The following is a 26,822-nucleotide window of genomic DNA, read 5'->3' as shown; positions in this document are numbered from 1 at the left end:
CAGCAAAAAAAAAGGAGCTGGGAATGCATCCCTGCTCCTTTTATCATCTTTTATTTTGCGTACTCAACAGCTCTCGTTTCACGAATAACCGTTATCTTGATATGTCCAGGATAATCTAATTCTTCTTCGATCTGTTTACGTACTTCTCGCGCTAAGGTTACAGCCGTCAAATCATCAACCACTTCTGGTTTAACCATGATTCTAACTTCACGACCTGCTTGAATAGCATAACTTTGCTCCACCCCTTCGAAATCTTTAGCGATAGATTCTAACTTCTCAAGTCTGTGGATGTAGTGCTCTAATGATTCGCTTCTTGCACCTGGTCTAGCGGCAGATAGGGCATCTGCTGCAGCTACCAATACAGAAATAACGGATGTTGCTTCGATATCTCCGTGATGAGAAGCAATAGCATTGATCACTGTTTCGTTTTCTTTGTATTTTCGGGCGATTTCTGCACCGATTTCAACGTGAGAACCTTCTACTTCATGATCTAAAGCTTTACCGATGTCATGCAATAGTCCAGCTCGTTTTGCCAATGTGATATCTTCTCCTAATTCAGCAGCCATAACACCTGCTAATTTTGCTACTTCAAGAGAATGAGATAACGCATTTTGACCATAACTTGTTCTAAATTGTAAACGACCTACAATTTTGATCAAATCCGGATGTAATGAATGTACCCCTACATCAAATGTAGCTTTTTCCCCAATTTCGCGAATATGGTCATCCATTTCTTTACGAGATTTCTCAACCATTTCCTCTATGCGTGCTGGGTGTATTCTTCCATCTTGAATCAGTTTTTCTAAGGTCATTTTAGCAATTTCTCTACGAATTGGATCAAATCCACTAAGTACAACAGCATTAGGCGTATCATCGATGATCAGATCCATACCAGTTAATGACTCAATCGTACGGATGTTTCGACCTTCACGTCCAATGATGCGGCCCTTCATATCGTCATTCGGCAACGTTACAACAGAAACTGTTGTTTCAGACACTTGATCAGCAGCACTACGTTGAATAGCTGTAGCAATCAAATTCTTCGCTCTGCGATCTGCTTCTTTCTTAGCTTCATCCTCAAGATTCTTGATCATTACAGCTGTTTCATTAGACAATTCTTCTCGAGTTTCTGCCATAATGATTTCTTTGGCTTCTTCTCTGGTAAGAGCTGCAATACGCTCTAGTGTTTCTTGTTGATCTGTAATCAAATCTTTTGCCTTGTGCTCTAAATCGTTAATTTGTTGTTGTCTCGAACTTAGTCGATTCTCGTTCGCTTCAATATCGCGTTCACGTTTTTCCAACCCGCTACTTTTACGATCGAGTTTATCTTCTCGTTGAACTAATCGATTCTCTTGTCTAGAGATTTCTGCTCTTCTCTCTTTCAGTTCAGCTTCAATTTCAGTTCTATATTTGTGGCTCTCATCCTTCGCTTCTAACAACGCTTCCTTTTTCATGGTTTCTGCTTCTTTTTTTGCATTCTCCAAAATACCAGTTGCAGTGTTTCTAGCATCATCCAATTCTTTTTCGTAAGTTGTTTTGCGGATGATGTATCCAACAAACAGACCGACAACTAAAGTAACGATAGCGAAGGCTATATTTAAAAAGTCCAATTTAACACCTCCGTATCCATTATTTAATTTGTCTTCATCATTTTCATTTTACCAGCAAATCCCTATTTTTTGCTGAATTTATATCTATTTAGATTATCTTTTAATAGATAACCTAATTTTAATTGTAGAAAGTTGACATGTCAACTCAAATAAAGAAATGCCGAGTAATTCTTATGCATATAGTAAAGGAAATGGTCAATTTTTATCCATTTGTTTGTGTCTGGGGAAGTTTATTGGAAATATAAAACTTATTTACATTTAAAAACACTAGGTTTCATATACCTTTAAGTGCAAAAACATCCATTGGAACGAATGGATTATTCGCTCTAATGGATGTTGACTAACGGACTATAATGTATAAATATTCAATTGGATTAATCTTCTAATAATTCAATTTCTTTACTTTCTGTTACTTCTTCACTCGATACTTTACTTTTATCAGCAGGTACGTATTCACCAAAACCGTATGCAGCGCGAACTTGTTGTTCCACTTCTGCTCTTAATTCTGGGTGGTCAAGGAAGTATTGTTTCGCATTTTCACGGCCTTGTCCAATTCTTTGATCCCCATATGAATACCAAGCTCCTGCTTTATCAATAATTTCTTTTTCGGCTGCCAAGTCTACCAGCTCGCCTACTTGAGAAACTCCTTTTCCATACATAATATCTACTTCTGCGACTTTGAATGGAGGTGCAACTTTGTTTTTTACAACTTTGATACGAGTACGGTTACCTAAAATATCTTGCCCTTGTTTGATTTGTTCAGCTCTTCTAACATCCAAGCGAATAGTACTGTAGAACTTCAATGCTCTACCTCCTGGAGTTGTTTCAGGGTTTCCGAACATGATCCCAATTTTTTCACGGATTTGGTTGATAAAAATAACTGTTGTTTTAGTTTTATTGATTGAACCGGATAATTTACGCAATGCTTGAGACATCAAACGAGCTTGTAATCCCATATGAGAATCGCCCATCTCACCTTCGATTTCCGCTCTCGGTACTAAAGCTGCAACAGAGTCGACGATTACAATATCAACAGCTCCACTAGAAACTAGTGCATCTGCGATTTCTAATCCTTGTTCACCTGTGTCTGGCTGAGACAGCAATAATTCGTCGATGTTTACACCTAAAGCTGCTGCATACTGAGGATCCAATGCGTTCTCTGCATCGATAAACGCTGCAGTTCCGCCTGCTTTTTGTGCTTCAGCAACAGCGTGCAATGCAACTGTTGTTTTACCTGAGCTCTCTGGTCCGTATATTTCGATAATTCTACCTTTAGGGTAGCCGCCGACGCCAAGTGCGACATCAAGTGATAATGATCCTGAAGAAACAGTAGAGATTTGTGTATCTACTTTATCCCCCATTTTCATTACTGAACCTTTTCCATAATTTTTCTCAATTTTTTTCAACGCTGCGTCTAATGCTTTTTTACGATCTTCTGACATGTAATGTCCTCCCTGATATCTTTTTTTCTTTAGAATTCAATTTTTAAGTGGTTTATAAGTTATTTGCTACTTCACTAATTATACCTTTTTAAAGAATAATAAGCAAGGAAAAAGCGAACAAACATTCGGTTAATTTGTTATTTTTCGCGGCTAGGCAATTCTAATAATAAGCGTCTGACAAGGTCAAATCCTGTCAAAACTGATCGTTTTCTATTGCCATTCCGGTCTTTTCCAAAATGATAATAGTAAGTTTGGGTTTCTCTTCCAGTAACGGCAAGTCCGATCCAAACAATACCAGCTTTTTCTCCGTCAACTTCTTTTGGACCGGCATATCCTGTAAACGAAATTCCGATATCTGCATCGAACATTTCTTTGACTTTATCTGCCATTTCTTCAGCACACTCAGAGCTGACCACACCATATTGTTCAATTGTTTCTTCTGATACTCCTAAGACACTTTCTTTTATACCCTCACTATAGGATACTAATCCCCCAATAAAGTTCAAGCTCAGTCCTGGTATATTAACTAGGGAACTTTGGAATAATCCGCCTGTTAAACTTTCGGCAGCAGTTAAGCGATAATCTTTATTCACTAACAAATCCCTTACTACTTGCGCTAAAGAGGTCTCACTGCCTATACCGTAAATATAGTCCCCCACAATATCACGTACTTGATTTTCCATTTTATCAATCAATTGGTTGCATTGCTCTTCGTTCTTTCCTTTAGCAGTGATTCGAATAGACACTTCATTTTCCTCTGCATAAGTCGCAATAGTAGGATTCGTTTGACTATCGATGATGTCTTCTAATTTTGCGGCTAACTGGGATTCTCCTATCCCAAACAAACGCAACACTCGAGATACAAGTTGATCACTATTTTCTGTCAACTTAGCCAGAATAGGCTGCACTTCCTGTTCAAACATTGGGTGAAGTTCATTAGGAGGACCAGGTAAGAGAATATATTTTTTCCCTTTATATTCTATATACATTCCTGCAGCTAACCCTGTCTCATTTTTCAGAATCGTTGATCCATCAATAATCACTGCTTGTAATCGATTATTTTCTGACATTTCTCTTTTCATATCTGCGTGATATTGAACAACTTTTTGTTCCGTATCTTTATCCATAATCAAAGGCAGCCCTAGATGATCTGCTACTACTTGCTTTGTCATGTCATCTTTTGTAGGACCTAAGCCTCCTGAAAATATCAAAATATCCGCTCTTCCCTCAGCTATTTTGATAGCTTCTTTCATTCGCTTGTCGTTATCCCCCACTACAGTATGGTTAAAAACATCGATTCCTAATAATGCCAACTCTTTAGATAAATAGCTTGCATTGCTGTTCACGATTTGTCCTAATAGCAGTTCAGTTCCGACTGCAATAATTTCTGCATTCATATACATTTGTCTCCTCCCTAAACTTACTGTACGCATTGAAGCTTTTACATTTTTAATTTTATCATACTTCCTTAAAATAACATGCAAAAGAAGCTGTACTGAAACACAATGGTTTCAGTACAGCTTCTTTTATTCATTTATTTACATTGACCCTTTGAAAACTTGACTGTTTTTGATAAAATAATCTGCTCCTGAATAAATCGTAAAGAACAAACAGATATACAGCATAACCGTTCCAATAGAAAACGGTAAAAATCCTAATGGGAAGTCGTTTAACAACAAGAAGATGATCGCAAACATTTGCGTATTGGTTTTTATTTTACCTGGCCAAGCAGCAGCTAGTACTGTGCCGCCCTGCTCAACAAGAAGCAATCGCAACCCTGTTACAGCTAGTTCCCGCATAATAATCACAGCTACTACCCAAGAAGGCGCTAAATTTTGTCCTACTAAAACGATCATAGCGGTAGCGACAAGCAACTTGTCTGCTAAAGGATCAGCAAACTTCCCGAAATTGGTGATTAAATTTCTTTTACGAGCTATTTGACCATCCAACCAATCTGTCAAACTTGCTACAATAAAAATGATCGTTCCCACCAATTGCGTAACTTCAATAGTAGATCCTAAGACCGTTAGTTGTCCCCAATCAAAAGGAGCTAAAACCACCAGCATAAAAACTGGGATCAAAATAATCCGAATGACGGTTAATTTATTTGGTAAATTCAAGAAAGACCCTCCTTAAAATAACAAGAAAGTCCCGGGCACAATACCACAGGACTCCTTACTGTTGGTTTAGTTTTTATCTTTATTCTTCAGAACTTGTGTCAGATTCTGAAGCATCTGCTTCGAATTGCAATTCAATCTCTTGACGCACATTTTCAGAAGCTTCTGGTGCATAAGGTACTTCATTGCCGTTCAATTGAATAACAGTGTTCGGCGCACTTCCGATAACCATTTCGACAGAAGAAGTTCCAGTTGGAATTTCAGCTTCCAATGTCTCACCATCACTTACCAACCCTTGTTCAAGTGTGGTACCATCAGCTGCAATACTCACCCATGTGTCTCCACCATCAGCTATTAAAGCCACTGTATTCGTCTCAGATTGACTGGAAACTGCATAAACAGAAGATGACCCCGTTGAAGAGACGATCTCAACACTGTCTTCAGTCTCAGTTTCTTCTGATTCACTTTCACTGCTTTCTTCTGATGCGGACTCTTCCGTCTTCTCAGCCGAGCTTTCGTTTTCACTAGAAACAACCGTACTGGAGGAATCTACCGAGATCATGTCTTCATCAGCATTATTTCCTGCTGAATTAGCAACGGCTAAATAGATAGCTACAATAATCGCTAAAACTAATAAAACGATTAAGATCGTTGGTAAATTGTCTTGGATTTTTTCAATAAAAGAATTTTGCTTTTTACTGCCTGACCTTGTTTGACTGGAAGATACTTTTTCTACAAATTCTTCATCATGTGTATGTGGAACAGTATCATCGTATTCTTCTAATAATTGATCTCCGTTTAATCCTACAGTGTCAGCATATTGTTTAATAAAGGCGCGTGCATAAAATTTGCCCGGCATCACATTGTAATTGCCTTCTTCAATAGCGATAAGATAACGTTTTTGGATTTTAGTAATTTGTTGTAAATCGTCTAACGTATATCCTTTAGCTTTTCGCGCTTCTTGTAATTTTTCTCCTACTTCTGCCACAGAGTTTCTCACCTTCCTATTCTGCGAAATTAGTGAGCATACAAATCTCATTCATTTAAGAGTATAACATAACGCTATATCGAGAAACATCTTTTTTGATGTTTTTTTAGAAATTACTTAACATTTAAAAAGACATTCTCTTTGAAAAAAATTCATTTGCTTATTTCAACCAGCCGCCGCTTATATTGATCGTTTGACCAGTTATATACCCACTTCTTTGATCTAATAATTGTTTCACCCAAAAACTGACATCTCTGGGTGTACCTAATCGACCTGCTGGAATCTCTTCCAGTAAGCTTTCTCGTTCTTCTTGTGAAAAGTCTGAAATCATTTTTGTGTCCACTGCACCAGGAGCTACTACATTCGCTGTGATATCAAGACTAGCCACTTCTTTGCTGTAAGCTTTGACAAAAGCTGATTGAGCTCCTTTAGCTGTGCTATAAACAACTTCCATTGCACTTCCTGCTTCGCCGTAAACAGAACCGACAAACACGATTCTGCCTAAAGCTGAACGGGCCAATTTATCTTGAAGCAATTGAATTAGTCGTATCGGAGTCGTAACATGAACAGCAAATAAGTCGTGCATTTCTGTTGCGCTGACTTCTGTGAGCAAGTGGTATGTCGCAAATCCACTTGAAAAGACCACAGCATCTACTTGGAACAGATTGGAGGCTAACTCGTCAGTTTTCCCTTCTTTTGTCATATCCATCTGTATGCTGAAAAAATCTTGTTTAGGATACTTTCCCTGCAGGTAGACCAACAGTTCTTCAATGCTTTGTTTTCCTTTATGATAGTGTAAATAAAGAGACCAGCCATCCTCTGCCAATTCATTGGCGATCGCTTTCCCGATATCTCCACTAGCTCCCATAACTAATGCAAATTTCACTACTTTATTCCCCTTTTGGCCAAATCGTAAAAGTACTCATATGTTCTTCAACCATGAACTCATCTGCCAACTGTTTCAATTCTTCCAATTGTATATTTTCAATGATCGGCACCATATCAAATAAAGCAGCCTCTCCAAACAATTGCTGACTGTATTGATTGGCAATGTATTCTAACGAATTCAACGATTGCAGATGTTGTCCGATCATCCTTTTTTTGATCAACAATAGATGGTCTTCTGTCAATTCTTTGCTGTCTTTAGCTGTCAACAACAACTCTTTTATTGTTTGATTGAAGGTCTCAGGATCTTTCGTATCGCTTCCCACCTCTAAGAAATGGAAGGAACGATCTACATTGAATTCAAACGAAAAACTATCATCAATTAACCCATTGTCATATAATTCCAAATAATTTCGAGAAGTCGAACCAAACAGCAATCGCAAGAGAACATTCATTTTTGTTTTGAATACTAGCCCTTCTCGTCCGGAAGGAACTTCACTGATCCCTTTGACGCCTAGAATACTTTTTGAACGATTCACAGGCATCGAGATAGAGCTTTCTTTTACAATATCGGCAACTGTTTCTTCTGGAAAATGGCGAATGATCTTCTCAGGTTCTGCAAAGGTTTTTGCTACTTGATTGTCTTTTATAAGCTGCATCATTTCTTCTGGATTTAAGTTCCCTACCACAAAAAGATTCATATTGCTTGGATGATAAAAAGTATTGTAGCACTGATATAAATATTCAGGTGTAATATCCATGATGCTGTCCACAGTACCGGCAATATCAATATGCAGCGGATGATTTGGATACAGGTTGGATAAAATACCAAAGAATAATCGCCAATCAGGCTCATCTTCATACATTTGTATCTCTTGTGCGATGATGCCTTTTTCTTTATTGACTGTTTCTTCCGTAAAATAAGGATCTTGTACGAAATCAATCAATGTCAATAAGCTTTCTTTTATATTTTCTGTACTGGAAAATAAATAACTGGTTTGAGTAAAACTGGTAAATGCATTTGCTGAAGCTCCCAGTTTGCCGAATAGTTGAAAAACATCGCCATCTTCTTTTTCAAATAGTTTATGTTCTAAGAAATGAGCAATTCCGTCTGGTACGGTTATCAGCTCTTCGCCGCCTAAAGGAATAAAAGTGTTATCGATAGAACCATAATCAGTCGTAAATAAAGCATACGTTTTGTAGAAATCATTCTTTGGCAGTAAAGTTACTGTTAATCCATTTGCAAGTGTTTCGGTATAAAGCGTTTCTTGTAATTGGTCATAGTCGATTCGTTTCATTCTGTAGCGCCTCCTGTCAAAAAGAATGTTGCTTTCAACTGTACTTGTTCAGCAACAGCTATTACCTCTTCTTTAGTGACTTGGTCAATATTTGTGATCCAGTATCGGATTTCGATAACTTCTCCTAAAGCTAAATGATTTGCATATATCCGTTCAATGATGGAACTAGGATTATCTTCAGACTGCATAACACTATTTTTCAACATACTTTTTGTTTGTTCAAAATCTTCTTGGGAGAAGTTCCCTTCTTGTATCTCTTTTAACTGTTGAGCTACAATATTTTTAACCTTATCCACTGCTTTACTGTCTATACCCGTTTGGACAACCATTGTTCCATCAAATGTATTTAAAGAACTGGATGCGTAATAAGCTAAACTTTCTTTTTCACGAACATTCACAAACAATTTAGAATGCGGATATCCGCCAAACAAACCATTGAAAATTTGACCAGCATAATACTGTTTCCCATGATATAAGACAGGAGACGTGTAACCAAGATTGTATTTGGCTTGGGTAACTTCTTGACGCTCAATTTGTTCATTAACTGATGAAGCTGCTTCTTCCTGGTAAAAAACAGGTATCTTATTAACTTCACGATCCCTAAAACTTAATACTTTAAGTACTTCCGCAACTTTTTCTTCTTTCACATCGCCTAATACGTAGATATCTATTTCATCCTCTTTTATCATCTCTTGATAATCTTTTAAAAGAGTTTCATTCGTCATCGACATCAACTCTTCTTTCGTTCCGATGCTAGGGAGTTGTTGGTTTCTATCTTCAAACATTAATCGCTGCAAAGCTAATTTAGCATAGGTTTGTTTGTCATCAAATAAACTATCATAATCATCAGCAAGCTTTTCTTTTTCTCGATTGAAAGTTGCTTCGTCGAATCCTGTATCAGTTGCATTAGGATGAAACAGGATCTCGTTTAAAAAATCAACAGCTTCTTTTAATAAATTGGATTCCATGTTGATAAACTTATCATTCACAATATTAATGCCTATAGATAAAATATGATAATTCCCTTTTTTGGAAACATTCGTACCGAATCCCGCTCCATATAATTCAGACAGTTTGGTTCTTAATGCCGTTTGAGTAGGATAATGTTTACTGTTGATTTCTAATAAATTGGCTACCATTGTTCTTTTAGTAGCTGTACCATTTTTTAAAGGTGTTTTAAATTTCATGCTCAATTGAATCGTTTTATATTTTGTGGTTGGTAATACATGTAAATGCACACCTTTGGCCAAATTGATCGCCATGTGTTTTCCTCCTCTACCAAATAAACTGCACCTCTTCATCTTAGTAGAAAAACCCTTAAAAATAAAGGGAAAGTTCCTTTATTCCGCTTTTATTTCCCGCTTAAGGTATAAGCTTGTTCATCGTCCAATACTTCTTTCAGCTTTATGAGCACGGACAAAAAAAGTCCTGCCGATTTTAACAAATGGCAGGACTGAGTTGAATGCTTTATTCGGTTAATATCTATAACAGTACTTTTATTTCGATTTGATGTATGTGACACCATTGGCCGCAGGACCTTCGGACTTTCCGATGACTCCTACAAGCACTACAATTGTGATGACATAAGGGGCAATGTCTAAGAATACGCTAGGCACTGTATTGATAACAGGAATGTAGGCACCTGTAACAGCTAAACTTTGAGCTAATCCAAAGAAGATAGCAGCTCCCATAGCACCTAATGGATTCCATTTACCGAAGATCATTGCTGCCATAGCCATGAACCCTTGTCCAGCAATTGTTGTAGCAGCGAATTGAGAAGAAATCAATTGAGCTTGGATAGCTCCACCCATTCCGCCTAATAAACCAGACATCAATACTCCTGCATACTTAATCCCATAAACACTGATACCTAAAGTGTCTGCTGCTTGAGGGTGTTCACCAACCGCACGTAATCTCAATCCAAAACGAGTCTTGAATAAAATGAACCAACTTAGAATAGCCACAAAGATACCAAAGAAGGCTGGTAAATATGTGTTATCGAAGAATATATCTCCAATAATCGGAATATCTACTAGTAATGGAACATCAGCAATACCGAAGTTTTCAGCGATAAAGTCTGTTTGTCCTCTGCCTTCATACATGACACGCGTTAAAAAGATTGCTAACGCTGGAGCAAGCAAGTTGATTACTGTACCAGAGATGATGTGGTCAGCTCTTAAATTGACAGTAGCTACTGCATGAATGATTGAAAAGATTAATCCAAACAATCCACCAACAATCATACCGATCCAAGGTGTCCAGTTACCGAATTGTCCAGCAAAAGTAAGGTTGAATACAACTGAAGAAAAAGCACCAATAACCATGATACCTTCCAACCCAACGTTTACGATTCCACTTCTTTCGGAGAAAGTTCCGCCTAATGCTGTTAGAATTAGAGGAGCAGAATACATTAAAGCTGAGGAAACTACTAGTTGTAATAATGAGATAATATCCATTTTACTCAACTCCTCCTTTTACATCTTTTCCACGTGAGAATTTTTCTATAAAGAAACGAATCAAGTAGTTTGCTCCGACAAAGAAAATAATAGATGCAATAACAATATCTACTACTTCAGTTGGTACGCCAGATCCAAGAGGCATACTTGCTCCACCTATTTTCAACATAGCAAACAATAGTCCGGAAAATACGATTCCGATAGGGTGGCTTAATCCTAATAAGGCAACAGCTAATCCATCAAAACCGATATTCGGGATCCCAGCTTGTACAAAGATGTTGCTGAACGTTCCTAAACCTTCTAAAACTCCACCTAGACCAGCTAATCCTCCACTGATAAGCATAGATAGAATGATATTTCTTTTAGCGTTCATCCCTGCATATTGAGCAGCAAAAGAGTTTAGCCCAACCGCTCGGATTTCATATCCCATTGTTGTTTTAGTCATAAATACCCAAACTAAAATAGTAACTGCGATAGCGATAAATACTCCAGCATTGATTCTTGATCCTCCAGCCAATTGAGAAAGCCAGTCCATTCGCAGACTTGCTTGTTCTGGAATACGAGAAGTTGCATCCGAAGAATCTGTCAATACATTACGAATCAAATAGTTTGTTAAATGTAACGCTGTGTAGTTCAACATGATTGTAATGATAACTTCACTTGTTCCAAAGTAAGCTCTTAGAACACCGGCAATACCGGCCCAAATCGCTCCAGCTAGAATACCAGCCAGAACACTTAGAGGAATCAATATGAAACCAGACACATTAGGCAAACTGATGGCTACCCATACAGACACCAGCCAGCCCATCAACGCTTGTCCAGAAAGCCCGATATTAAAGAATCCAGCTGAATTAGCCACTGAGAAACCTAAACCGATAATAATCAAAGGACTAGCGTAGCGTAACGTTTCTCCAATATAAAACGGACTACCTAACGCGCCTTTTAACATAGATTGGTATCCTGCTATAGGATCATAACCAAATCCCAGCATAATAACAGCTCCTAAGACCAGTCCTAATACAACTGATAATAGAGGAACCATTAAATTGGTTAATGTTTTTTTATTCTCACTTAACATGCGCTGACTCCTTTCCGTCTTGACTTCCCAAAGCTTTTTCCAAAGAAGAACCAGCCATTAAAAGTCCTAATTCTTGTTCAGTAACTTTAGCAGGGTCAACGATTCCTACGACCTTACCTTCATACATAACTGCGATACGATCCGAAACATTCATGACTTCATCTAATTCAAAACTCATTAATAGTACAGCTTTCCCATTATCTCTTTGTTCTACTAAACGTTTATGAATGTACTCGATTGCTCCAACGTCTAACCCACGAGTCGGCTGAGCTGCAATCAAGAATTTCGGTCCTCGAGAGATCTCACGAGCAATGATAGCCTTTTGCTGATTTCCACCAGATAAAGATTCTGCTGTATTGTTTTCATCTTGAGTTCTTACATCATATTCTTCAATCAAATGACGAGCACTTTCTTTCATAGCCTCTTTGTTCAAAAAACCATTTTTACTGAATGGTTGTTTATAATAAGTTTGCAACGCCATATTTTCATAAAGGGTCATCGGCAAAATAAGTCCGTATTTATGTCTATCTTCAGGTATGTGTCCTAAACCAGTTTCAGTGATATCTCTTGGAGGCAGATTTTGAATTTCTTTTCCTTCCAATGTGATCGTTCCTGATTCTACTTTAGTCAACCCAGCAATAGCATGGATCAATTCGCTTTGTCCATTTCCATCGATTCCTGCAATTCCTAAAATTTCTCCTGCTCGAATCTCTAAACTCAAATCTTTTACAGCTTCAAGACCGCGGTGTTCTTTAACGACCAGATTTTTTATCGTTAAAACTGGTTCTTTCGGGTGAGCTGGTTTTTTGTCTACTTTAAAAGATACTGAACGTCCGACCATCAAATCAGCCAATTCTTGCTGTGATGTTTGTTTTACGTCAACTGTATCGATACTTTTTCCGCGGCGAATAACTGTACAACGGTCTGCTACTTGTTTGATTTCTTCAATCTTGTGAGTGATGATAATAATTGATTTACCTTCGTCTGTTAATGATTTCAAAATATTCATCAATTCAGTAATTTCTTGAGGAGTTAACACAGCAGTCGGTTCATCCAAGATCAAAATATCATTTCCACGGTACAAAGTTTTCAAGATTTCTGCACGTTGCTGCATACCTACTGAAACAGACCCTACCCTAGCTGAAGGATCTACAAATAGTCCATAACGCTCAGAAAGTTCTTTAATTTCTTTTTGTGCAGCTCTTCTTTCTAAAAAGCCTAATTTAGTCTTTTCAGTTCCTAGTATGATGTTTTCCGTAATCGTAAATTTATCGACCAACATGAAATGTTGATGAACCATTCCGATACCTAATCTAGAAGCTGCACTTGGAGAAGTGATGTTAACTTTCTTTCCATTAACGATGATTTCACCTGAAGACGGTTCTAACAGCCCAGATAAAATATTCATCAAAGTAGATTTTCCTGCCCCATTTTCTCCTAATAAGGCATGAACTTCTCCTTTTCTTATTGTCAAATTGATATTATCATTTGCTTTAAAACTGCCGAACTGTTTTGTAATGCCATGCATCTCAATAACATTTGCTGTGTCGGGCATGTTGATTGCACTCCTTTGTTATTTATGTACTTTGGTCAAGTTTACAAACAGTAATTTTCTGCTGCGGATCCCAAAAGAGATACCCTAAACGTTAACTCTAGTACTGCTTTGACTAATGAATAAATTCTTATTCTTTGCATTATTAAAGGGGGGTATCCTTTGGTTCCCACGGGTCCCCCCCATAAAGTTTGTTTATTTAAATTTTTTACGGGTATAAAAGTAAAAACAACGCTCTTTTAAAATAAGTGAAAACCCGAACCTTCTTATAGATGCACTGAATATTGTGACATAAATGCACTTGTACAATATAGCAACTATAGAATTTACGGGTTTTACACTTGGTTAATGCAAGATACTTTTAGGAAAGATGTTATTCAGCTTTAACGTCAGCTGGATTTTCAGGAACTACAATCTCTCCATCAATGATTTGTTGTCTGTAGTCTTCTACGACAGTCCAAACATCTTCAGAAAGGTTTCCTTCAGTTAAGTCGACTCCATCTTCAGCTAAACCAAAGTTGCTTACTTCGCCGCCTTTGAAGTTTCCTTCCATTGATTCATTAGAAATATCTTGAACAACTTGGCCTACACCTTTAAGAGTAGATGTAAGTGTTAAGTTTCCACCATCATAGTTACCTTCGTCAGTTTGGTCACGGTCAACACCGATTACCCAAATTTGTTCATCCGGATTTGCATTCATACGGTCTTTAGCTTCTGTAAATACTCCATTACCAGTATCTCCTGAAGCATGATAGATGACGTCAGCGCCATTTGAGTACATAGCTGCAGCTAATTGTTTCCCTTTAGCAGCATCACCAAATGATCCGGCATATTCTACATCCACTTGGATATCAGGGTTTACAGCATAAACACCTGCTAAGAAACCAGCTTCAAAACGGTCGATAACTGCACTTTCTTGTCCTCCAACAAATCCAACGTGATCTGTTTCAGTAGTTGATGCAGCTGCCACACCTGCTAAGAATGCAGCTTCATGGTCTTTAAACAAAACAGATGCAACGTTATCTGCTTCAATAACATCATCAATAATTACAAAATGTTGATCTGGATTTGAACTTGCTACATCTTCCATAGCTGGTTTTAATTTATAACCGATTCCATAGATCAAATCAAAGTCGGCGTTAAGCGCTTGGTTCAAGTTAGGTACAAATTCTGAATCCTCATTAGATTGGATGTATGCATATCCTTGATTTTCTTCTTTGCTATTTTCTTCTCCCCAAGCTTTCATGCCTTCCCAAGCTGATTGGTTGAAAGATCCATCGTCTACCCCACCGATGTCTGTTACCATAACGATCGAGAAATCGTCGCTAGATGCAGCTTCTTCCGTTCCAGCACTTGACTCTTCAGTGTCTCCACCGTTTCCGCAAGCTGCTAATATCAATCCTGTTGTTAATCCTAAACCTAATAATTTCTTAAGATTACGATTTTTCACTATATTTTACCCCCGTAAAGTATTTTGTAGTTTGAATTAATATTCTAATTCATCCTCGAATCAATATTACCACCAATATCTTAAAAAATAAATAACAAAACGATAATTGAAACCGTTTTTAGAATAAATTGTTCATTTTTTTATCATTTTCTAATCTTTAAGGACTTTTGTCCTGTCCTTAAAGATCAAACTATCATTTTATTACATATTCTTTTTGATTATTTATTCATTTGGAAGTGAATTTTCTTCTAAAAATTCCGTATCTTTAGCCAAGTTAACTTTTCTCGGTTTGCTTCCTTCAGAGGGTCCTACAATTCCTCTCATTTCCATTTCATCCATTAGTCTTGCAGCCCTGTTGTAGCCAATACGAAAACGGCGTTGAAGCATTGATATACTAGCAGTTTCCATGTCTACTACCAAGTCAACTGCCTCTTCAAAAAGTTCATCTTCTGCTTCTGCATTCGTACTGTTTTCTGGCTCATCAGAAGGCATCATTTCTTCCACATAATTAGCTTCTTGCTGATCGGTAACAAAGGAAACGATTTTTTCTACTTCAGAATCCGATAAGAAAGCACCTTGAACACGAGTAGGTTTGTTTTGACCCATCGGCAAATACAACATATCTCCTCTTCCGAGTAATTTTTCTGCTCCATTGCTGTCTATAATCGTTCGGGAATCGGTTCCGCTTGAAACAGCAAATGCAATTCTTGAAGGGACGTTCGCTTTAATAATTCCGGTGATAACGTCCACACTAGGTCGTTGAGTAGCTAAAATCATATGGATTCCTGCTGCTCGCGCCATTTGAGCTAACCTGGTGATTGCATCTTCCACTGCATTACTGGCGACCATCATTAAATCAGCCAATTCATCTACTATTACAACAATAAAAGGAAGTGTCGGCTGATTCTCCCCGTTTTCTGCATTTTTTTCATGAACATATTCGTTGTAACCCGTAATATTTCTCATACCGGTCGTGGCAAATAATTCGTAACGACGTTCCATTTCCTCTACAGCTTTTTGCAAAGCCTGAGCAGCTTTTTTAGGATTCGTCACAACTGGTGTCAACAAATGTGGAATGCCGTTGTACACATTCAATTCGACTTTCTTAGGATCAATCATCATCAACTTGACTTCATTTGGTTTGGCTTTCATCAGCAGACTAGTAATGATTCCGTTAATACAAACAGACTTACCGCTTCCTGTTGATCCAGCAATCAACAAATGAGGCATTTTCGTTAAATCCGCTACAGCAACATTACCTGAAATATCTCTGCCTAATGGCACTTCAAGCATTTTTTCTTTGTTTTCTACATAACTTTCCATCACATCTCTAAAAGATACGACATTTACTTCGCTGTTTGGAACTTCGATTCCAATGAAGGGTTTTCCAGGTATAGGCGCTTCCATTCGAATATCTTTAGCAGCCAAAGATAAAGCAATATCATCACTCAAATTGACGATTTTACTCACTTTTACTCCTACAGCTGGTTTTACCTCGTACTTTGTAACAGCTGGGCCTAATCTAGCTTTAACAACTTTGGCATCTACGCCAAAACTATTGAAAGTTTCTTCTAGTTTTTTTACATTTTTCTCAACAATTTTGTATTCGCCAGATTGATCTTGCGGTTTAATCTCATTTAGTAACGTAAATGGCGGCAATTGATAATCTTCATTTTCTGCTTCTGCAGCAATTTCAAATTCAAGAGGTGTGGCATCATTTTTTTCTTCTCCAGCATCATTGCTTTTCTCCGCTTTAGCAGCCGCGGGATTTATTCTGTCCCTTTCTGGCGGCGTTTTAGCTTGCAGATTTTTTTGGTAACTATCTATTTCAAGACCTGCAGGTTCCAGCTCTTTTCGTGTTTTGTTTTCTACCATATTTTTTGCTGTCTCAACAGGAAGAACTTTGGTTGATTCTGTCTGTTTAATATTTGATCTCGTTTTTTTCTCGATTGGTTGTTTCTCTTTTTCTTTTCGTTGTTTTTTATGTTCAGCGGTTTTAGCTTTTGTTTGTTTGACCATAAAATCAGCCAATTCTTTACTCTTATTTAAAACAAATTTCAAACCGGAACGGATGAGGTTAAGAGCTTCTTTGAATGACAGTTGGAAGATGAAAAATATTCCTACTATACAAAGAACGAATGCTGACAAATAACTCCCCCACTGTGCGCCTAGGAAATAACTGGCCGCATAAAGTAATGAACCAATCATTCCACCGCCTAAAGGTTGAGTCAACTCGCTATTGCTCACATCCACTTTAAAAAATCGATAAGTTGCGCTGATCACACTTGTTTCTGGTTTCATGACATCTGCAAAAAGAAGGGCATGAAGCCATAATAAAATACCTAAGTATAATATAAACAACCCGATCAATCGCTGGTTTTTGAATGGAGGTTCCGTTCCTTTCAATAACAAATATAAACCATATAAACCTAACAATACTGAAGCTCCTATATAAGTATCCCCGACAAAAAATCGAAATGCATTTGCACTCAATACACCGATGAAGCCAACACTTGTAAGGGAAAATAAACTTAAAATAATAAAAATAAATCCGATAATTTCAATTGAAACGCTTTGTTTCTTTTGAACACTTCTTTTAGTTGTCTTTTTTCTTTTTGTAGCCAAGGGTATGCTCCTTTCAATGTCTTTCTAATATATTATACACAAAATCAAGGAACTAAGGAATCTAAGAAAGTATTTGTTCTAGAGTTTTACAGCGGTATTGTTTGACCATTCTCCCATATTTTCTATAAAATGAGTTTAAACTAAGTTGAAGATTTTCTTTTGTCCCATTACATATTTTTTATAATCAGGAGGTTTTATGATGAACAAGTTTTTTTATCAACTAAAAAATTTATTGAATGGAGATCCTAATTCAGAAAAAGAGGTTGCACCAATCTCTTCTTCCACCACCACTCCAATGAATGAACCAAATAATTTAAACATAAAAAAAATCCGCCTGATCGTGGAAGGTCGCGTACAAGGAGTCGGCTTCCGTTATACCACAAAACAAGTCGCTGATCGTATTGGAGTATTCGGAATCGTCCGAAATGAGAATGACGGGTCTGTCTACATTGAAGTTAATGGTGATCCTCAAAAAGTGGATAGTTTTATTGAAGAAATCAGACACTCTCCATCCCCTAGCGGAAAGGTGGCTCATGTTACATTAGAAGAAGATGCAAGTATTGAAGAACGTGTTAAATTTTCTATAACTAATTGAAAACCTGCATCGATTCCTGTATAGTTAGCCTTAGTATTAATTTTTAAACTATACGAAGGATTGTGAAAAATGATAAAAAACAAAAAATTGCAATTAACAGCAACACTTATGGGACTTATGCTTTTCCTTTCAGGATGTATGAGTTACGACACTAATGGAAATCCAACCGGCGTCATTTACGAATATTTAGTTGTTCCTTTACAACAATTGATCATTCGATTAGCTGATTTATTCGGCGGAAACTACGGTTTAGCGATCATCGCTATTACGATCATTGTCCGAATCATCATTCTGCCTATGAACTTAAGCCAATCTAAAAAAGCTATGGTCCAACAAGAAAAAATGGCCTTGGTCAAACCGGAAATGGATGAAATACAAGCAGCATTGAAAAATGCTGAAACGAATGAAGATAAAGCGGCTATCCAACAAGAAATGATGGAATTTTATAAAGCTAACGATATCAACATGCTTGGCGGAATCGGTTGTTTGCCACTATTGATCCAATTACCTGTCTTTACTGCGATGTACCAAGCGATCAATTTATCAAATGAAATCGCCAGCAGTACTTTCTTGGGCATCAACTTAGGACAACCTTATATTTTATTTGCTATCGTGGCAGGTGTGATTTATTTAGGACAAGCTTATGTTTCAATGCTGGGTATGAGTCCTGAACAAAAGAAACAATCTCGTACGATGATGTTTATGAGTCCTATCATGATTACAATGATTTCTTTCACTTCTCCAGCAGGTTTAGCTTTATACTGGATCGCAGGCGGAATTTTTGCTGTCATCCAATCTTTAGTCACTAACATGATTTTTAAACCAAAATTGAAAGCTCAGTTAAAAGAAGAATTTAAAAACAAACCAAAAGTAGAAGTCACTAAAAGACGTCCTACAACTAAAGAGCCTATCAACAATCAAAGTACTACACAACTTTCTTACCGCAACCATAATGGTCAAGGAAGAAATGCTGGGAAACAACAAAGAAACGAACGTTAATACGTAAAAAATCGTCAGTTGAATTTCAACTGACGATTTTTTTGTCTTCGTGAATAAATAGAAAAAGTGAGTGTTTTGTTTTTAAAGCTCAGAATCAATCTCTTTATAGATTGGAAGTGTGATTCTAAAAATAGAACCGTGATTCAATACACTATCTACAGAGATATTCCCCTTATATCCATGCAACAACTCTTTAGCAATAGACAAACCTAACCCATTTCCACCTTTATGTCGGCTTCGTGCTTTGTCTACTCTATAGAATCGATTAAAAATTTTATCTGCATCTTCAGGCGTCATTCCTTCGCCGAAATCTTGTATAGCAACATGGACAAATTTATCATCAGAAGCAATCGAAATATGCACTTCATTTCTGTCAGTTGAATATTTAACGGCATTATCCAACAATATGATTAAAATTTGTTCTAAGTGATGACGATAAATACTTACATAAATTTCTTCATTCAAATCGTCGTCCAAGTTAAAAACAAAGTTTGGATACAGCATTTTAAAATTGTTGTAATTTTGATGCACCACCTGCTTAATAGGTGTTTTTTCATTTTTATAATGAATCTCCACCTGCTCAGCTCGTGATAAATCCAGCATTTCTTGTACAAGAGTCTTCATACGCTCAACTTCCTGTAAGGATGCTGATAAAGACTCATCCAATATTTCCGGATCTTCTTTCCCCCAACGGTTCAACAATTTCAAATGCCCCTCCATGACCGCTACAGGAGTTCTTAATTCATGCGAAACATCCTCAACAAATTGTTTTTGTTGTTCGATATAGAGCTGCATTTTGTCAAGCATGTCATTGAATACTGTAGACAAATGAGCTAGCTCATCATTCGTATTTCCTAATGGAATCCGAGATTGAGATTGAGTATCTTTTCGGATGTCGTTCATGGTCATAGTCATCGTTTTTAATGGTTTTAAAAATTTGCTGGCTAACAAGAAACCGGTTATCCCGCTAAACAAAAGAGCAAAAAAACCAATAGCAAAAACGGCTGAAACGATTTGATCTGACATATGATGATAATCTTCTAAAGCATTTGTCACATGCACATACCCGATCAAAATACCGTTTTGGCTAGAATAGACCGGAGCTATGCCGGATATCCCTTCTTTGCCGTTGATATCGATCAACTGTACAGTTAGTTTGGCTTCTGGATCAAAGGATACATCACTAGGTCTAGATTCAAACAATAAGCGTGAAGTTGGACTATAAACTCTTACGACTACGCCTTCTTCGCTCATTTCAGCATATAGCGTATCTTGGTAATTTCCATCTTGACCAATAATCAGATTGCGTTGATCAAAATTTTCTTCGATTTCAAGAGCTGAAGGTGTGTAGGTCGGACTCAACGACTGATAGACGGTTGCTTTTGTCAAAACTGCTGATTCCACGTTCAGCCGGTTGGTTACACCGGTGATGACTTCTTTAACATTTTCATCTTCTTGACTAAACATGATTTGTCTAAAACTGTAAAAAATAGTCACAGAAAAAATCATATAAGTAAGGAAAATAGCAATTGCAACGATCAGCGACCATTTCCATTTCAGCGACGAAACACGTTTCGGTTTATTGCCTTCTTTATTCCTAGTTTTTAGGAAATTTTTCACGAACGCATCACATAACCTGTTCCGCGAACTGTTTGAATATAGCTTTCGTTTCCTGGAACATCAAGTTTATTACGTAAATAACGGATATAAACATCTACGACATTCGTTTCTACTTCTGTTTCGTAGCCCCACACTTTATTCAATAAAACATCTCTTGATAAAACGATATTTACGTTTTCCATTAATTCTAATAACAATTCGTATTCACGTTTTGTTAATTCAATAACCTCTTCGCCTCTGCGAACAATACGGTTCTCTTTTTCCACCACTAAATCGCGATAATGTACTGTAGTTTGTTTTGTCATATTTTGTTCGCCTTCGATATCGATACGACGTAACAATGCGCGTAAACGAGCCAGCAATTCTTCGATTGCAAAAGGTTTTACAATATAATCGTCTGCCCCATGATCTAATCCCGAAACTCTGTCTATCACTGAATCACGTGCAGTCATCATGATAATAGGCACGTTGCTGACTTGACGAATACGACGACAAACATCGATTCCGTTCAATTCCGGCAACATCACGTCTAGTAAAATGACATCCCACGATTCTTTCTCATCTAATGCAGCTTCCAACCCATTACGACCATCATAACGAACGTCAGTTTCATAGCCTTCATGTTTCAGTTCTAATTCTACAAATCTTGCCAAGTTTTTTTCATCTTCAATAATCAGTACTCTACTCATAGAGATAATCTCGCTCCTTTTTTATCCGCATGTATAACACGCCTTTGTTACAATAGCACTATTTATTAAACTTCTCAATGGGATTTTTCATTTCTCTTTTATTATTTTACCATAAATTAGAATAAAATGAGAATAACAATTCTTTATTTCACACCTTTTCTTTCAAACATGGCGGAATTTTAAACAAATAAGTGAATCATGCGGAGTCAACTTATTCCTAAACATTCGTAAAGACAGGATTAGGAATAATGCCCTAATCCTGTCTTTACTATAATACTTGTCTAATTTGACCTTTTTGTACTGATTACAGTTCTTCTTGACCTTTATCTCCATACCAGTCAAAGTGGAATGTACCCTCTTTGTCTTTACGTTCATAAGTGTGTGCTCCGAAGTAATCGCGTTGAGCTTGAATAATATTAGCCGGCAAATCTGCACTACGATAAGAATCGTAGTAAGCAATTGCTGAAGAGAATGTTGGGATCGGAACACCAGATTTAACAGCGATACCGATGATATCACGAACAGAATCTTGATAGTTCTTAGTAATATCCATGAAATATTCATCTAAAACCAAGTTTTTCAATTCAGGATTGCGATCATATGCATTAGTGATTTCTTGTAAGAAACGAGCGCGAATAATACAACCCGCACGGAAAATCTTCGCGATTTCTCCATATTGCAAGTTCCAATCGTATTCTTCACTAGCTGTACGCATTTGTGCAAATCCTTGAGCATAGCTCATGATCTTGCTGAAGTACAATGCTTGACGAATTTTTTCGACCAATTCTTTTTTATCACCGTCAAATGAGTATGCAGCAGGTTTTGGCAATACTTTGCTCGCTTCTACACGTTCACTCTTCAAAGCAGAAATATAACGAGCAAATACAGATTCAGTGATCAATGGAAGTGGAACACCTAGATCTAATGCACTTTGAGAAGTCCATTTTCCAGTTCCTTTGTTTCCTGCACGGTCTAAAATGATTTCTACCATCGGTTTACCTGTTTCAGGATCTTTCTTAGTCAATGCATCTGCTGTGATTTCAATCAAGAAACTGTCTAACTCACCTTGGTTCCATTCTCTAAAGACTTCTGCGATCTCTTCGACAGATAACCCCACAACTTCTCGCAATAGATGATAAGATTCAGCAATCAATTGCATATCTCCGTATTCGATACCATTGTGGACCATTTTTACATAGTGCCCTGCACCGTTTGGTCCAATATAAGCCACACATGGCTCGCCATCGCTTGGTGCTTTAGCAGCGATTTGTTCTAAAATAGGTGCTACTAAATCGTAAGCTTCTTTTTGTCCACCTGGCATAATAGCCGGTCCTTTCAAAGCTCCTTCTTCCCCACCTGAAACTCCAGTTCCGATGAAATTGATGCCTGATTCAGCTAATTCTTCGCTGCGGCGAATCGTATCTTTGAAGAAAGTGTTTCCTCCATCAATCAAAACATCGCCTTTGTCTAAATGCGGTAATAAAGACTGGATCACTAAATCAGTACCTTTTCCAGCTTGAACCATCAAAACAATACGTCTTGGTGTTTCTAGTGAATCCACAAATTCTTCAATCGTTTCAGTCAAAACTAATTTTTTCCCTGGATTTTCTTCGATCACTGCTGTTGATTTTGCAGTCGTACGGTTGTAGATGGAAACAGAGTAACCTCTGCTTTCAATATTCAACGCTAAATTTTTTCCCATTACAGCCATACCTACAACACCGATTTGTTGTTTATTCATGTAATATATTCTCCCTTCAAAGCTATCAGTATCTTATTTATGAAGCTAAACATTCCTTCTTAATTCTAGCAGACAATCACTAAATATTAAAGCTACATTGTTTTTTTTATTTAACAGCTGCTAAACAAAAAAACGTTAAGCAATGCTGATACTAGTTTATCGTTTATAAGGTACAATAGCTATAAGGCTTTCAATATAAAATACGGCGGTGTATAAATATGATTCATTACTTAAATCGAGATGAAAAAGGCAGTTTCCTGCCTAATAATGATCCTGAAACAACTTCTTCCGATTGGATTCACATCAGTCAAGCAAATGAAGAAGATATCCTTCATTTAGCGAATATGTATCACTTTCCAAAAGACTACCTGACAGGAGCCTTTGATATCGACGAGATTTCACGTTACGAAAAATTAGGCAAACAATATGATGATACTCCTAGTTTAATCGTTCTCTTATACCCTTTAAAGACAAAAAGCCAATTAAATCTAACAGAATATGTTACTCGTCCTTTATCTATCATCACGGCGGAAGATACTCTGATCACAGCTACACATGACACGCCTGAATTTTTAAAAACCTTTATGCATTATGATGAAGACAACCTCAATAATTTTGAAACAGCTGATCAATTTGTCTTAAAAGCAGCTATGCATATTGCTTCTTTATTTATTACCTATTTAAAAGAAATCAATGAATCTACAAATAATTTAGAGATTCAATTACAATCTTCTTCTAAATCGCAATATTTATTTGATTTGATGGAGCTGCAAAAAAGTCTCGTGTTCATTGATACTGCTTTAAAAAGCAACCATCCTATTATTGATCGCTTAAAAGAGCTGGAAGACTTTACTGCAAATCCAAAAGATGACGAACTGCTGCGAGATGTCATGGTAGAAAACCGCCAAGCCGAAATGATGGCTTCTCAAACTTACCGTCTACTGAATCAATTAAGCAGCACTTTCTCGTCCGTTATTTCTAATAACTTAAATATGGTTGTAAAATTTCTAACTTCTATTACTTTCATTTTTACCATTCCTACACTGATTGGTTCACTTTGGGGAATGAACGTACCTGTTCCTTTTGAAGAATCCCCCTTTGGCTTTTGGATTCTTCTTTTTGGGACTTTAGTTATACTAGCTGTGACAGCTTATTGGATGAAAAAGAATGAGTTTTTCTAAAGTTTCTTTAAAGTCCCTTGTAAATATGCGAGCAGTTATTGTAAACTAATCAAAAGCGCGTATGGAAGTGAGGAGAATCTGCTTGAACAATCAAAAAAAATCAAAGAAAACAAATAAAGGCTTAAGAATTTTCATTCTAATCATCATATTTGCCATGTTAGGTTCTGGCCTTTTATCAGTCCTTTACACATTAATGAATTTTGTTTAGTCTATAAACCACTTAACAAACAGAAAAGTCGTACGAAAACCTTAATCGGTTTTTCGTACGACTTTTTTTATTTGATCTATTTTTGTCTTTTATTTTCACGTTTTTCTTTGTATGCCAATTCTTTTAGTTCTTTAGCATGTTCTATCGACAATTTAGTGATTTCTGTACCAGCCAACATGCGAGCCAATTCATTGATTTGTTCCGCACTTTTCAGTTTGTTCACACTGGTTTCTGTACGATCTTCCACGACAGCTTTTGATATATACAAATGATTATCGGCCATTGCGGCTACTTGAGGAAGATGAGTAATACAAAGCACTTGTGAATGCACAGCTACTTTATAAATCTTATTCGCTATTGCTTGTGCAACTCGTCCGCTCACTCCTGTATCCACCTCATCAAAAATAATACTGGTAATGCCTTGAGTTTTTGAGAAGACTGTTTTTAAAGCCAGCATTACACGGGATAATTCTCCTCCTGAAGCAACTCTTGCTAAAGGTTTTAAAGGTTCTCCCAAATTGGTAGCAATATAAAATTCAACATGATCCAGTCCAGACTCATAGATAGCCTTCTCGCCTTCTTTTGACGAAATAAACCGCGCTTCGAATTGGACTTTGTCCATATACAATTCTTTTAATTGTTCTTGGATAGCTGTTTGTAGTTGGTCGGCTGTTTCTTTTCTTTTGCGAGTCAACTGCTTCCCTTGATTGATCACTTCTTTTTTGATCGTATCAAGTTCTTCTGTTAATTTTGATAAATGAGTTTCACGGTTTAAAATATTTCCCAATTCAATCGAAATCTCTTCATAATAGTCCAAGATTTCTTTTATAGTTTCCCCATATTTACGTTTTAATTGTTGAATCGTTTCCAATCTTTTTTCGATTTCATTCAATCGATTTTCATCGTAAGCTAATTGATCTTGTTCTTTTAGAATGTCACTCGCTGCTTCTTGCAGTTGAAAGTAACTATTAGATACAACCTCTGAAATCCTTTTATAAGAAGGATCGATATCTTCTATTGATTCAAGCGATGACATAGCATTTCCTGCTAAATCGACGCCTCCATATTCTTCTCCTTGTAAAGCTTCATACGCTGTACTCAAAGATTCTACGATTTTTTGGTAATTGGTAAGCAGATTTTTTTCTTCTTCTAATGTAATGTCTTCTCCAACCGACAGTTCTGCCATTTCGATTTCATTGGTCTGGAATCGCAGCATATCTACTCGTTGAGCAAGTTCTTGTTCACTAGATTGGCTATTTAAAACCTTTTTTTCGATTTCTTTGTACTCTTGATAAATCTTACTGTAAGTTTTCTTTAATGCAATTAATTCTTCATCGCCAAATTGATCGAGCATATTCAAATGTCTTTCAGAATGCATCAATTCTTGATGTTCACTTTGTCCATGAATATCAATCAGGCTTTCACCGATCTCGCGTAAAGTAGCAATATTCACTAAGCGCCCATTCACTCGGCAAACGTTTCGACCACTTCGATGAATATCTCTTTGAATGATGAGAGTTTCTTCTTCGATATCGATTTGATATTTATCCAGTAAAGCATGAGTAGCAGGATTCCCCTCTACTGCAAATTGTCCTTCTAAGGTGCATTTTTCTGCGCCATGTCGAATAAACTCGCTGGATCCTCTGCCTCCAGCGATCAGTCCTACAGCGTCGATAATGATGGACTTCCCAGCACCTGTTTCACCTGTAAGTACGGTCATTCCTTTTTCAAAGCTCAAAGCTAAGTCGTGAATAATAGCAAAATTCCTAATAGCTAATTCTTGTAACACACTAACTACCTCCATTAAACTTCTCTAGCAGTTAAATCAATTGAATAATCTGTTCTTTTAAATTCAAGGCATCTGCTGAAGAACGACAAATCACCAACAACGTATCATCTCCGGCTATCGTTCCAAAAACTCCCTCAAAATTGGATGCGTCCATTAAAGCGCCTAAGGCAAATGAATTTCCAGGTATAGTATGAATAATCACAAAATAATCTTGGTAGTCTATTGAAATAAAAGCGTCATGCAACAATCGTTCTAACTTTTTTGAAGTATCATAATTCATGTCCGGAGGCATACTGTATCTGTATCCTCCAGCTGGAGCAGGTATTTTTATCAGGTGCAGTTCTTTGATATCACGAGATATTGTAGCTTGTGTCACTTCAATACCTTTCTCATGTAATATACGCACAAAATCCTCTTGTTTTTCAATGACATACTCTTCAATAATTTCTTTCAACAACCGATGACGATCCTTTTTCTTCATACTCCCCCACCTCATCTT

General features: G+C 37.1%; 21 protein-coding genes. 3 read left to right on the top strand and 18 right to left on the bottom strand.

What is annotated here, in order from left to right:
- Nucleotides 1–50 precede the first annotated feature (50 nt).
- The 13 genes from rny to ACE025_RS02345 form a co-directional block, all read right to left on the bottom strand.
- Nucleotides 51–1,610 (bottom strand): ribonuclease Y, encoded by a 1,560-nt coding sequence (gene rny, locus ACE025_RS02405; protein WP_485937096.1) that lies wholly within the window; start codon nucleotides 1,608–1,610, stop codon nucleotides 51–53.
- A 374-nt stretch (nucleotides 1,611–1,984) separates the two neighbouring features.
- Nucleotides 1,985–3,052, bottom strand: a complete 1,068-nt coding sequence (gene recA / locus ACE025_RS02400; protein ID WP_485937094.1) for a recombinase RecA — start codon at nucleotides 3,050–3,052, stop codon at nucleotides 1,985–1,987.
- A 137-nt stretch (nucleotides 3,053–3,189) separates the two neighbouring features.
- Complete coding sequence (locus ACE025_RS02395; RefSeq protein WP_485937092.1) at nucleotides 3,190–4,449, bottom strand: competence/damage-inducible protein A; 1,260 nt, start codon at nucleotides 4,447–4,449, stop codon at nucleotides 3,190–3,192.
- A gap of 141 nt (nucleotides 4,450–4,590) precedes the next feature.
- Complete coding sequence (gene pgsA / locus ACE025_RS02390; RefSeq protein ID WP_485937091.1) at nucleotides 4,591–5,172, bottom strand: CDP-diacylglycerol--glycerol-3-phosphate 3-phosphatidyltransferase; 582 nt, start codon at nucleotides 5,170–5,172, stop codon at nucleotides 4,591–4,593.
- 79 nt (nucleotides 5,173–5,251) lie between these two features.
- Nucleotides 5,252–6,157 carry a helix-turn-helix domain-containing protein gene (locus ACE025_RS02385; protein WP_485937089.1) on the bottom strand — a complete coding sequence of 302 codons (906 nt, stop codon included), beginning with the start codon at nucleotides 6,155–6,157 and terminating at the stop codon, nucleotides 5,252–5,254.
- A 160-nt stretch (nucleotides 6,158–6,317) separates the two neighbouring features.
- Complete coding sequence (gene ymfI / locus ACE025_RS02380; protein ID WP_485937087.1) at nucleotides 6,318–7,043, bottom strand: elongation factor P 5-aminopentanone reductase; 726 nt, start codon at nucleotides 7,041–7,043, stop codon at nucleotides 6,318–6,320.
- Nucleotides 7,044–7,047: 4 nt separating this feature from the next.
- A complete protein-coding gene (gene yfmH, locus ACE025_RS02375; protein WP_485937085.1) occupies nucleotides 7,048–8,340 on the bottom strand; it encodes an EF-P 5-aminopentanol modification-associated protein YfmH in 1,293 nt (430 codons plus the stop codon).
- Complete coding sequence (gene yfmF, locus ACE025_RS02370; RefSeq protein WP_485937083.1) at nucleotides 8,337–9,602, bottom strand: EF-P 5-aminopentanol modification-associated protein YfmF; 1,266 nt, start codon at nucleotides 9,600–9,602, stop codon at nucleotides 8,337–8,339. Before yfmF ends, yfmH begins: the two co-directional genes overlap by 4 nt.
- A gap of 234 nt (nucleotides 9,603–9,836) precedes the next feature.
- Nucleotides 9,837–10,796, bottom strand: a complete 960-nt coding sequence (locus ACE025_RS02365; protein ID WP_485937081.1) for an ABC transporter permease — start codon at nucleotides 10,794–10,796, stop codon at nucleotides 9,837–9,839.
- Between the two features lies 1 nt (nucleotide 10,797).
- On the bottom strand, nucleotides 10,798–11,874 hold the full coding sequence (locus tag ACE025_RS02360; RefSeq protein WP_485937079.1) for an ABC transporter permease: 1,077 nt from the start codon (nucleotides 11,872–11,874) through the stop codon (nucleotides 10,798–10,800).
- Nucleotides 11,864–13,429, bottom strand: coding sequence for an ABC transporter ATP-binding protein (locus tag ACE025_RS02355; RefSeq protein ID WP_485937077.1), 1,566 nt, complete (start codon nucleotides 13,427–13,429; stop codon nucleotides 11,864–11,866). Before ACE025_RS02355 ends, ACE025_RS02360 begins: the two co-directional genes overlap by 11 nt.
- A 370-nt stretch (nucleotides 13,430–13,799) precedes the next feature.
- On the bottom strand, nucleotides 13,800–14,876 hold the full coding sequence (locus tag ACE025_RS02350; RefSeq protein ID WP_485937075.1) for a BMP family lipoprotein: 1,077 nt from the start codon (nucleotides 14,874–14,876) through the stop codon (nucleotides 13,800–13,802).
- Nucleotides 14,877–15,098: 222 nt separating this feature from the next.
- Nucleotides 15,099–17,501, bottom strand: coding sequence for a DNA translocase FtsK (locus ACE025_RS02345; RefSeq protein WP_485937073.1), 2,403 nt, complete (start codon nucleotides 17,499–17,501; stop codon nucleotides 15,099–15,101).
- A gap of 319 nt (nucleotides 17,502–17,820) precedes the next feature.
- Here ACE025_RS02345 and ACE025_RS02340 point away from each other — a divergent pair, with 319 nt between their 5' ends.
- Together ACE025_RS02340 and yidC are read left to right on the top strand one after the other, a co-directional pair.
- A complete protein-coding gene (locus ACE025_RS02340; protein ID WP_485937195.1) occupies nucleotides 17,821–18,096 on the top strand; it encodes an acylphosphatase in 276 nt (91 codons plus the stop codon).
- 69 nt (nucleotides 18,097–18,165) lie between these two features.
- Nucleotides 18,166–19,095, top strand: coding sequence for a membrane protein insertase YidC (gene yidC / locus ACE025_RS02335; protein WP_485937071.1), 930 nt, complete (start codon nucleotides 18,166–18,168; stop codon nucleotides 19,093–19,095).
- A gap of 81 nt (nucleotides 19,096–19,176) precedes the next feature.
- Here the strand turns inward: yidC and ACE025_RS02330 are convergent, their stop codons facing one another.
- From ACE025_RS02330 to gndA, 3 genes are all read right to left on the bottom strand, one after another.
- A complete protein-coding gene (locus ACE025_RS02330; RefSeq protein ID WP_485937069.1) occupies nucleotides 19,177–20,715 on the bottom strand; it encodes a HAMP domain-containing sensor histidine kinase in 1,539 nt (512 codons plus the stop codon).
- Nucleotides 20,712–21,404: a response regulator transcription factor gene (locus tag ACE025_RS02325; protein WP_092479794.1), complete on the bottom strand. Its 693-nt coding sequence runs from the start codon at nucleotides 21,402–21,404 to the stop codon at nucleotides 20,712–20,714. Before ACE025_RS02325 ends, ACE025_RS02330 begins: the two co-directional genes overlap by 4 nt.
- 304 nt (nucleotides 21,405–21,708) lie before the next feature.
- Nucleotides 21,709–23,145, bottom strand: a complete 1,437-nt coding sequence (gndA, locus tag ACE025_RS02320) for an NADP-dependent phosphogluconate dehydrogenase (RefSeq protein ID WP_485937066.1) — start codon at nucleotides 23,143–23,145, stop codon at nucleotides 21,709–21,711.
- Nucleotides 23,146–23,363: 218 nt separating this feature from the next.
- Here gndA and ACE025_RS02315 point away from each other — a divergent pair, with 218 nt between their 5' ends.
- Complete coding sequence (locus ACE025_RS02315) at nucleotides 23,364–24,326, top strand: magnesium transporter CorA family protein (protein ID WP_485937064.1); 963 nt, start codon at nucleotides 23,364–23,366, stop codon at nucleotides 24,324–24,326.
- Nucleotides 24,327–24,610: 284 nt separating this feature from the next.
- On the opposite strand, the gene recN is transcribed toward ACE025_RS02315, so the two are convergent.
- Entirely contained in the window at nucleotides 24,611–26,323 is a 1,713-nt protein-coding gene (gene recN / locus ACE025_RS02310) for a DNA repair protein RecN (RefSeq protein ID WP_485937062.1), read from the bottom strand.
- 31 nt (nucleotides 26,324–26,354) lie between these two features.
- Nucleotides 26,355–26,804, bottom strand: a complete 450-nt coding sequence (gene argR / locus ACE025_RS02305; protein WP_485937060.1) for an arginine repressor — start codon at nucleotides 26,802–26,804, stop codon at nucleotides 26,355–26,357.
- Nucleotides 26,805–26,822 lie beyond the last annotated feature (18 nt).

It is taken from the genome of Desemzia sp. AGC72, assembly GCF_057334175.1.
This window is presented reverse-complemented; position numbering and strand designations above follow the sequence as displayed.

What these genes read in the sequence shown, in the direction of transcription:
- recA (WP_485937094.1), bottom strand. Translation starts at nt 3,052, where the DNA reads ATGTCAGAAGATCGTAAAAAAGCATTAGACGCAGCGTTGAAAAAAATT.
- ACE025_RS02395 (WP_485937092.1), bottom strand. Translation starts at nt 4,449, where the DNA reads ATGAATGCAGAAATTATTGCAGTCGGAACTGAACTGCTATTAGGACAA.
- yfmH (WP_485937085.1), bottom strand. Translation starts at nt 8,340, where the DNA reads ATGAAACGAATCGACTATGACCAATTACAAGAAACGCTTTATACCGAA.
- yfmF (WP_485937083.1), bottom strand. Translation starts at nt 9,602, where the DNA reads ATGGCGATCAATTTGGCCAAAGGTGTGCATTTACATGTATTACCAACC.
- ACE025_RS02365 (WP_485937081.1), bottom strand. Translation starts at nt 10,796, where the DNA reads ATGGATATTATCTCATTATTACAACTAGTAGTTTCCTCAGCTTTAATG.
- ACE025_RS02360 (WP_485937079.1), bottom strand. Translation starts at nt 11,874, where the DNA reads ATGTTAAGTGAGAATAAAAAAACATTAACCAATTTAATGGTTCCTCTA.
- ACE025_RS02355 (WP_485937077.1), bottom strand. Translation starts at nt 13,429, where the DNA reads ATGCCCGACACAGCAAATGTTATTGAGATGCATGGCATTACAAAACAG.
- yidC (WP_485937071.1), top strand. Translation starts at nt 18,166, where the DNA reads ATGATAAAAAACAAAAAATTGCAATTAACAGCAACACTTATGGGACTT.
- ACE025_RS02325 (WP_092479794.1), bottom strand. Translation starts at nt 21,404, where the DNA reads ATGAGTAGAGTACTGATTATTGAAGATGAAAAAAACTTGGCAAGATTT.
- gndA (WP_485937066.1), bottom strand. Translation starts at nt 23,145, where the DNA reads ATGAATAAACAACAAATCGGTGTTGTAGGTATGGCTGTAATGGGAAAA.
- ACE025_RS02315 (WP_485937064.1), top strand. Translation starts at nt 23,364, where the DNA reads ATGATTCATTACTTAAATCGAGATGAAAAAGGCAGTTTCCTGCCTAAT.
- argR (WP_485937060.1), bottom strand. Translation starts at nt 26,804, where the DNA reads ATGAAGAAAAAGGATCGTCATCGGTTGTTGAAAGAAATTATTGAAGAG.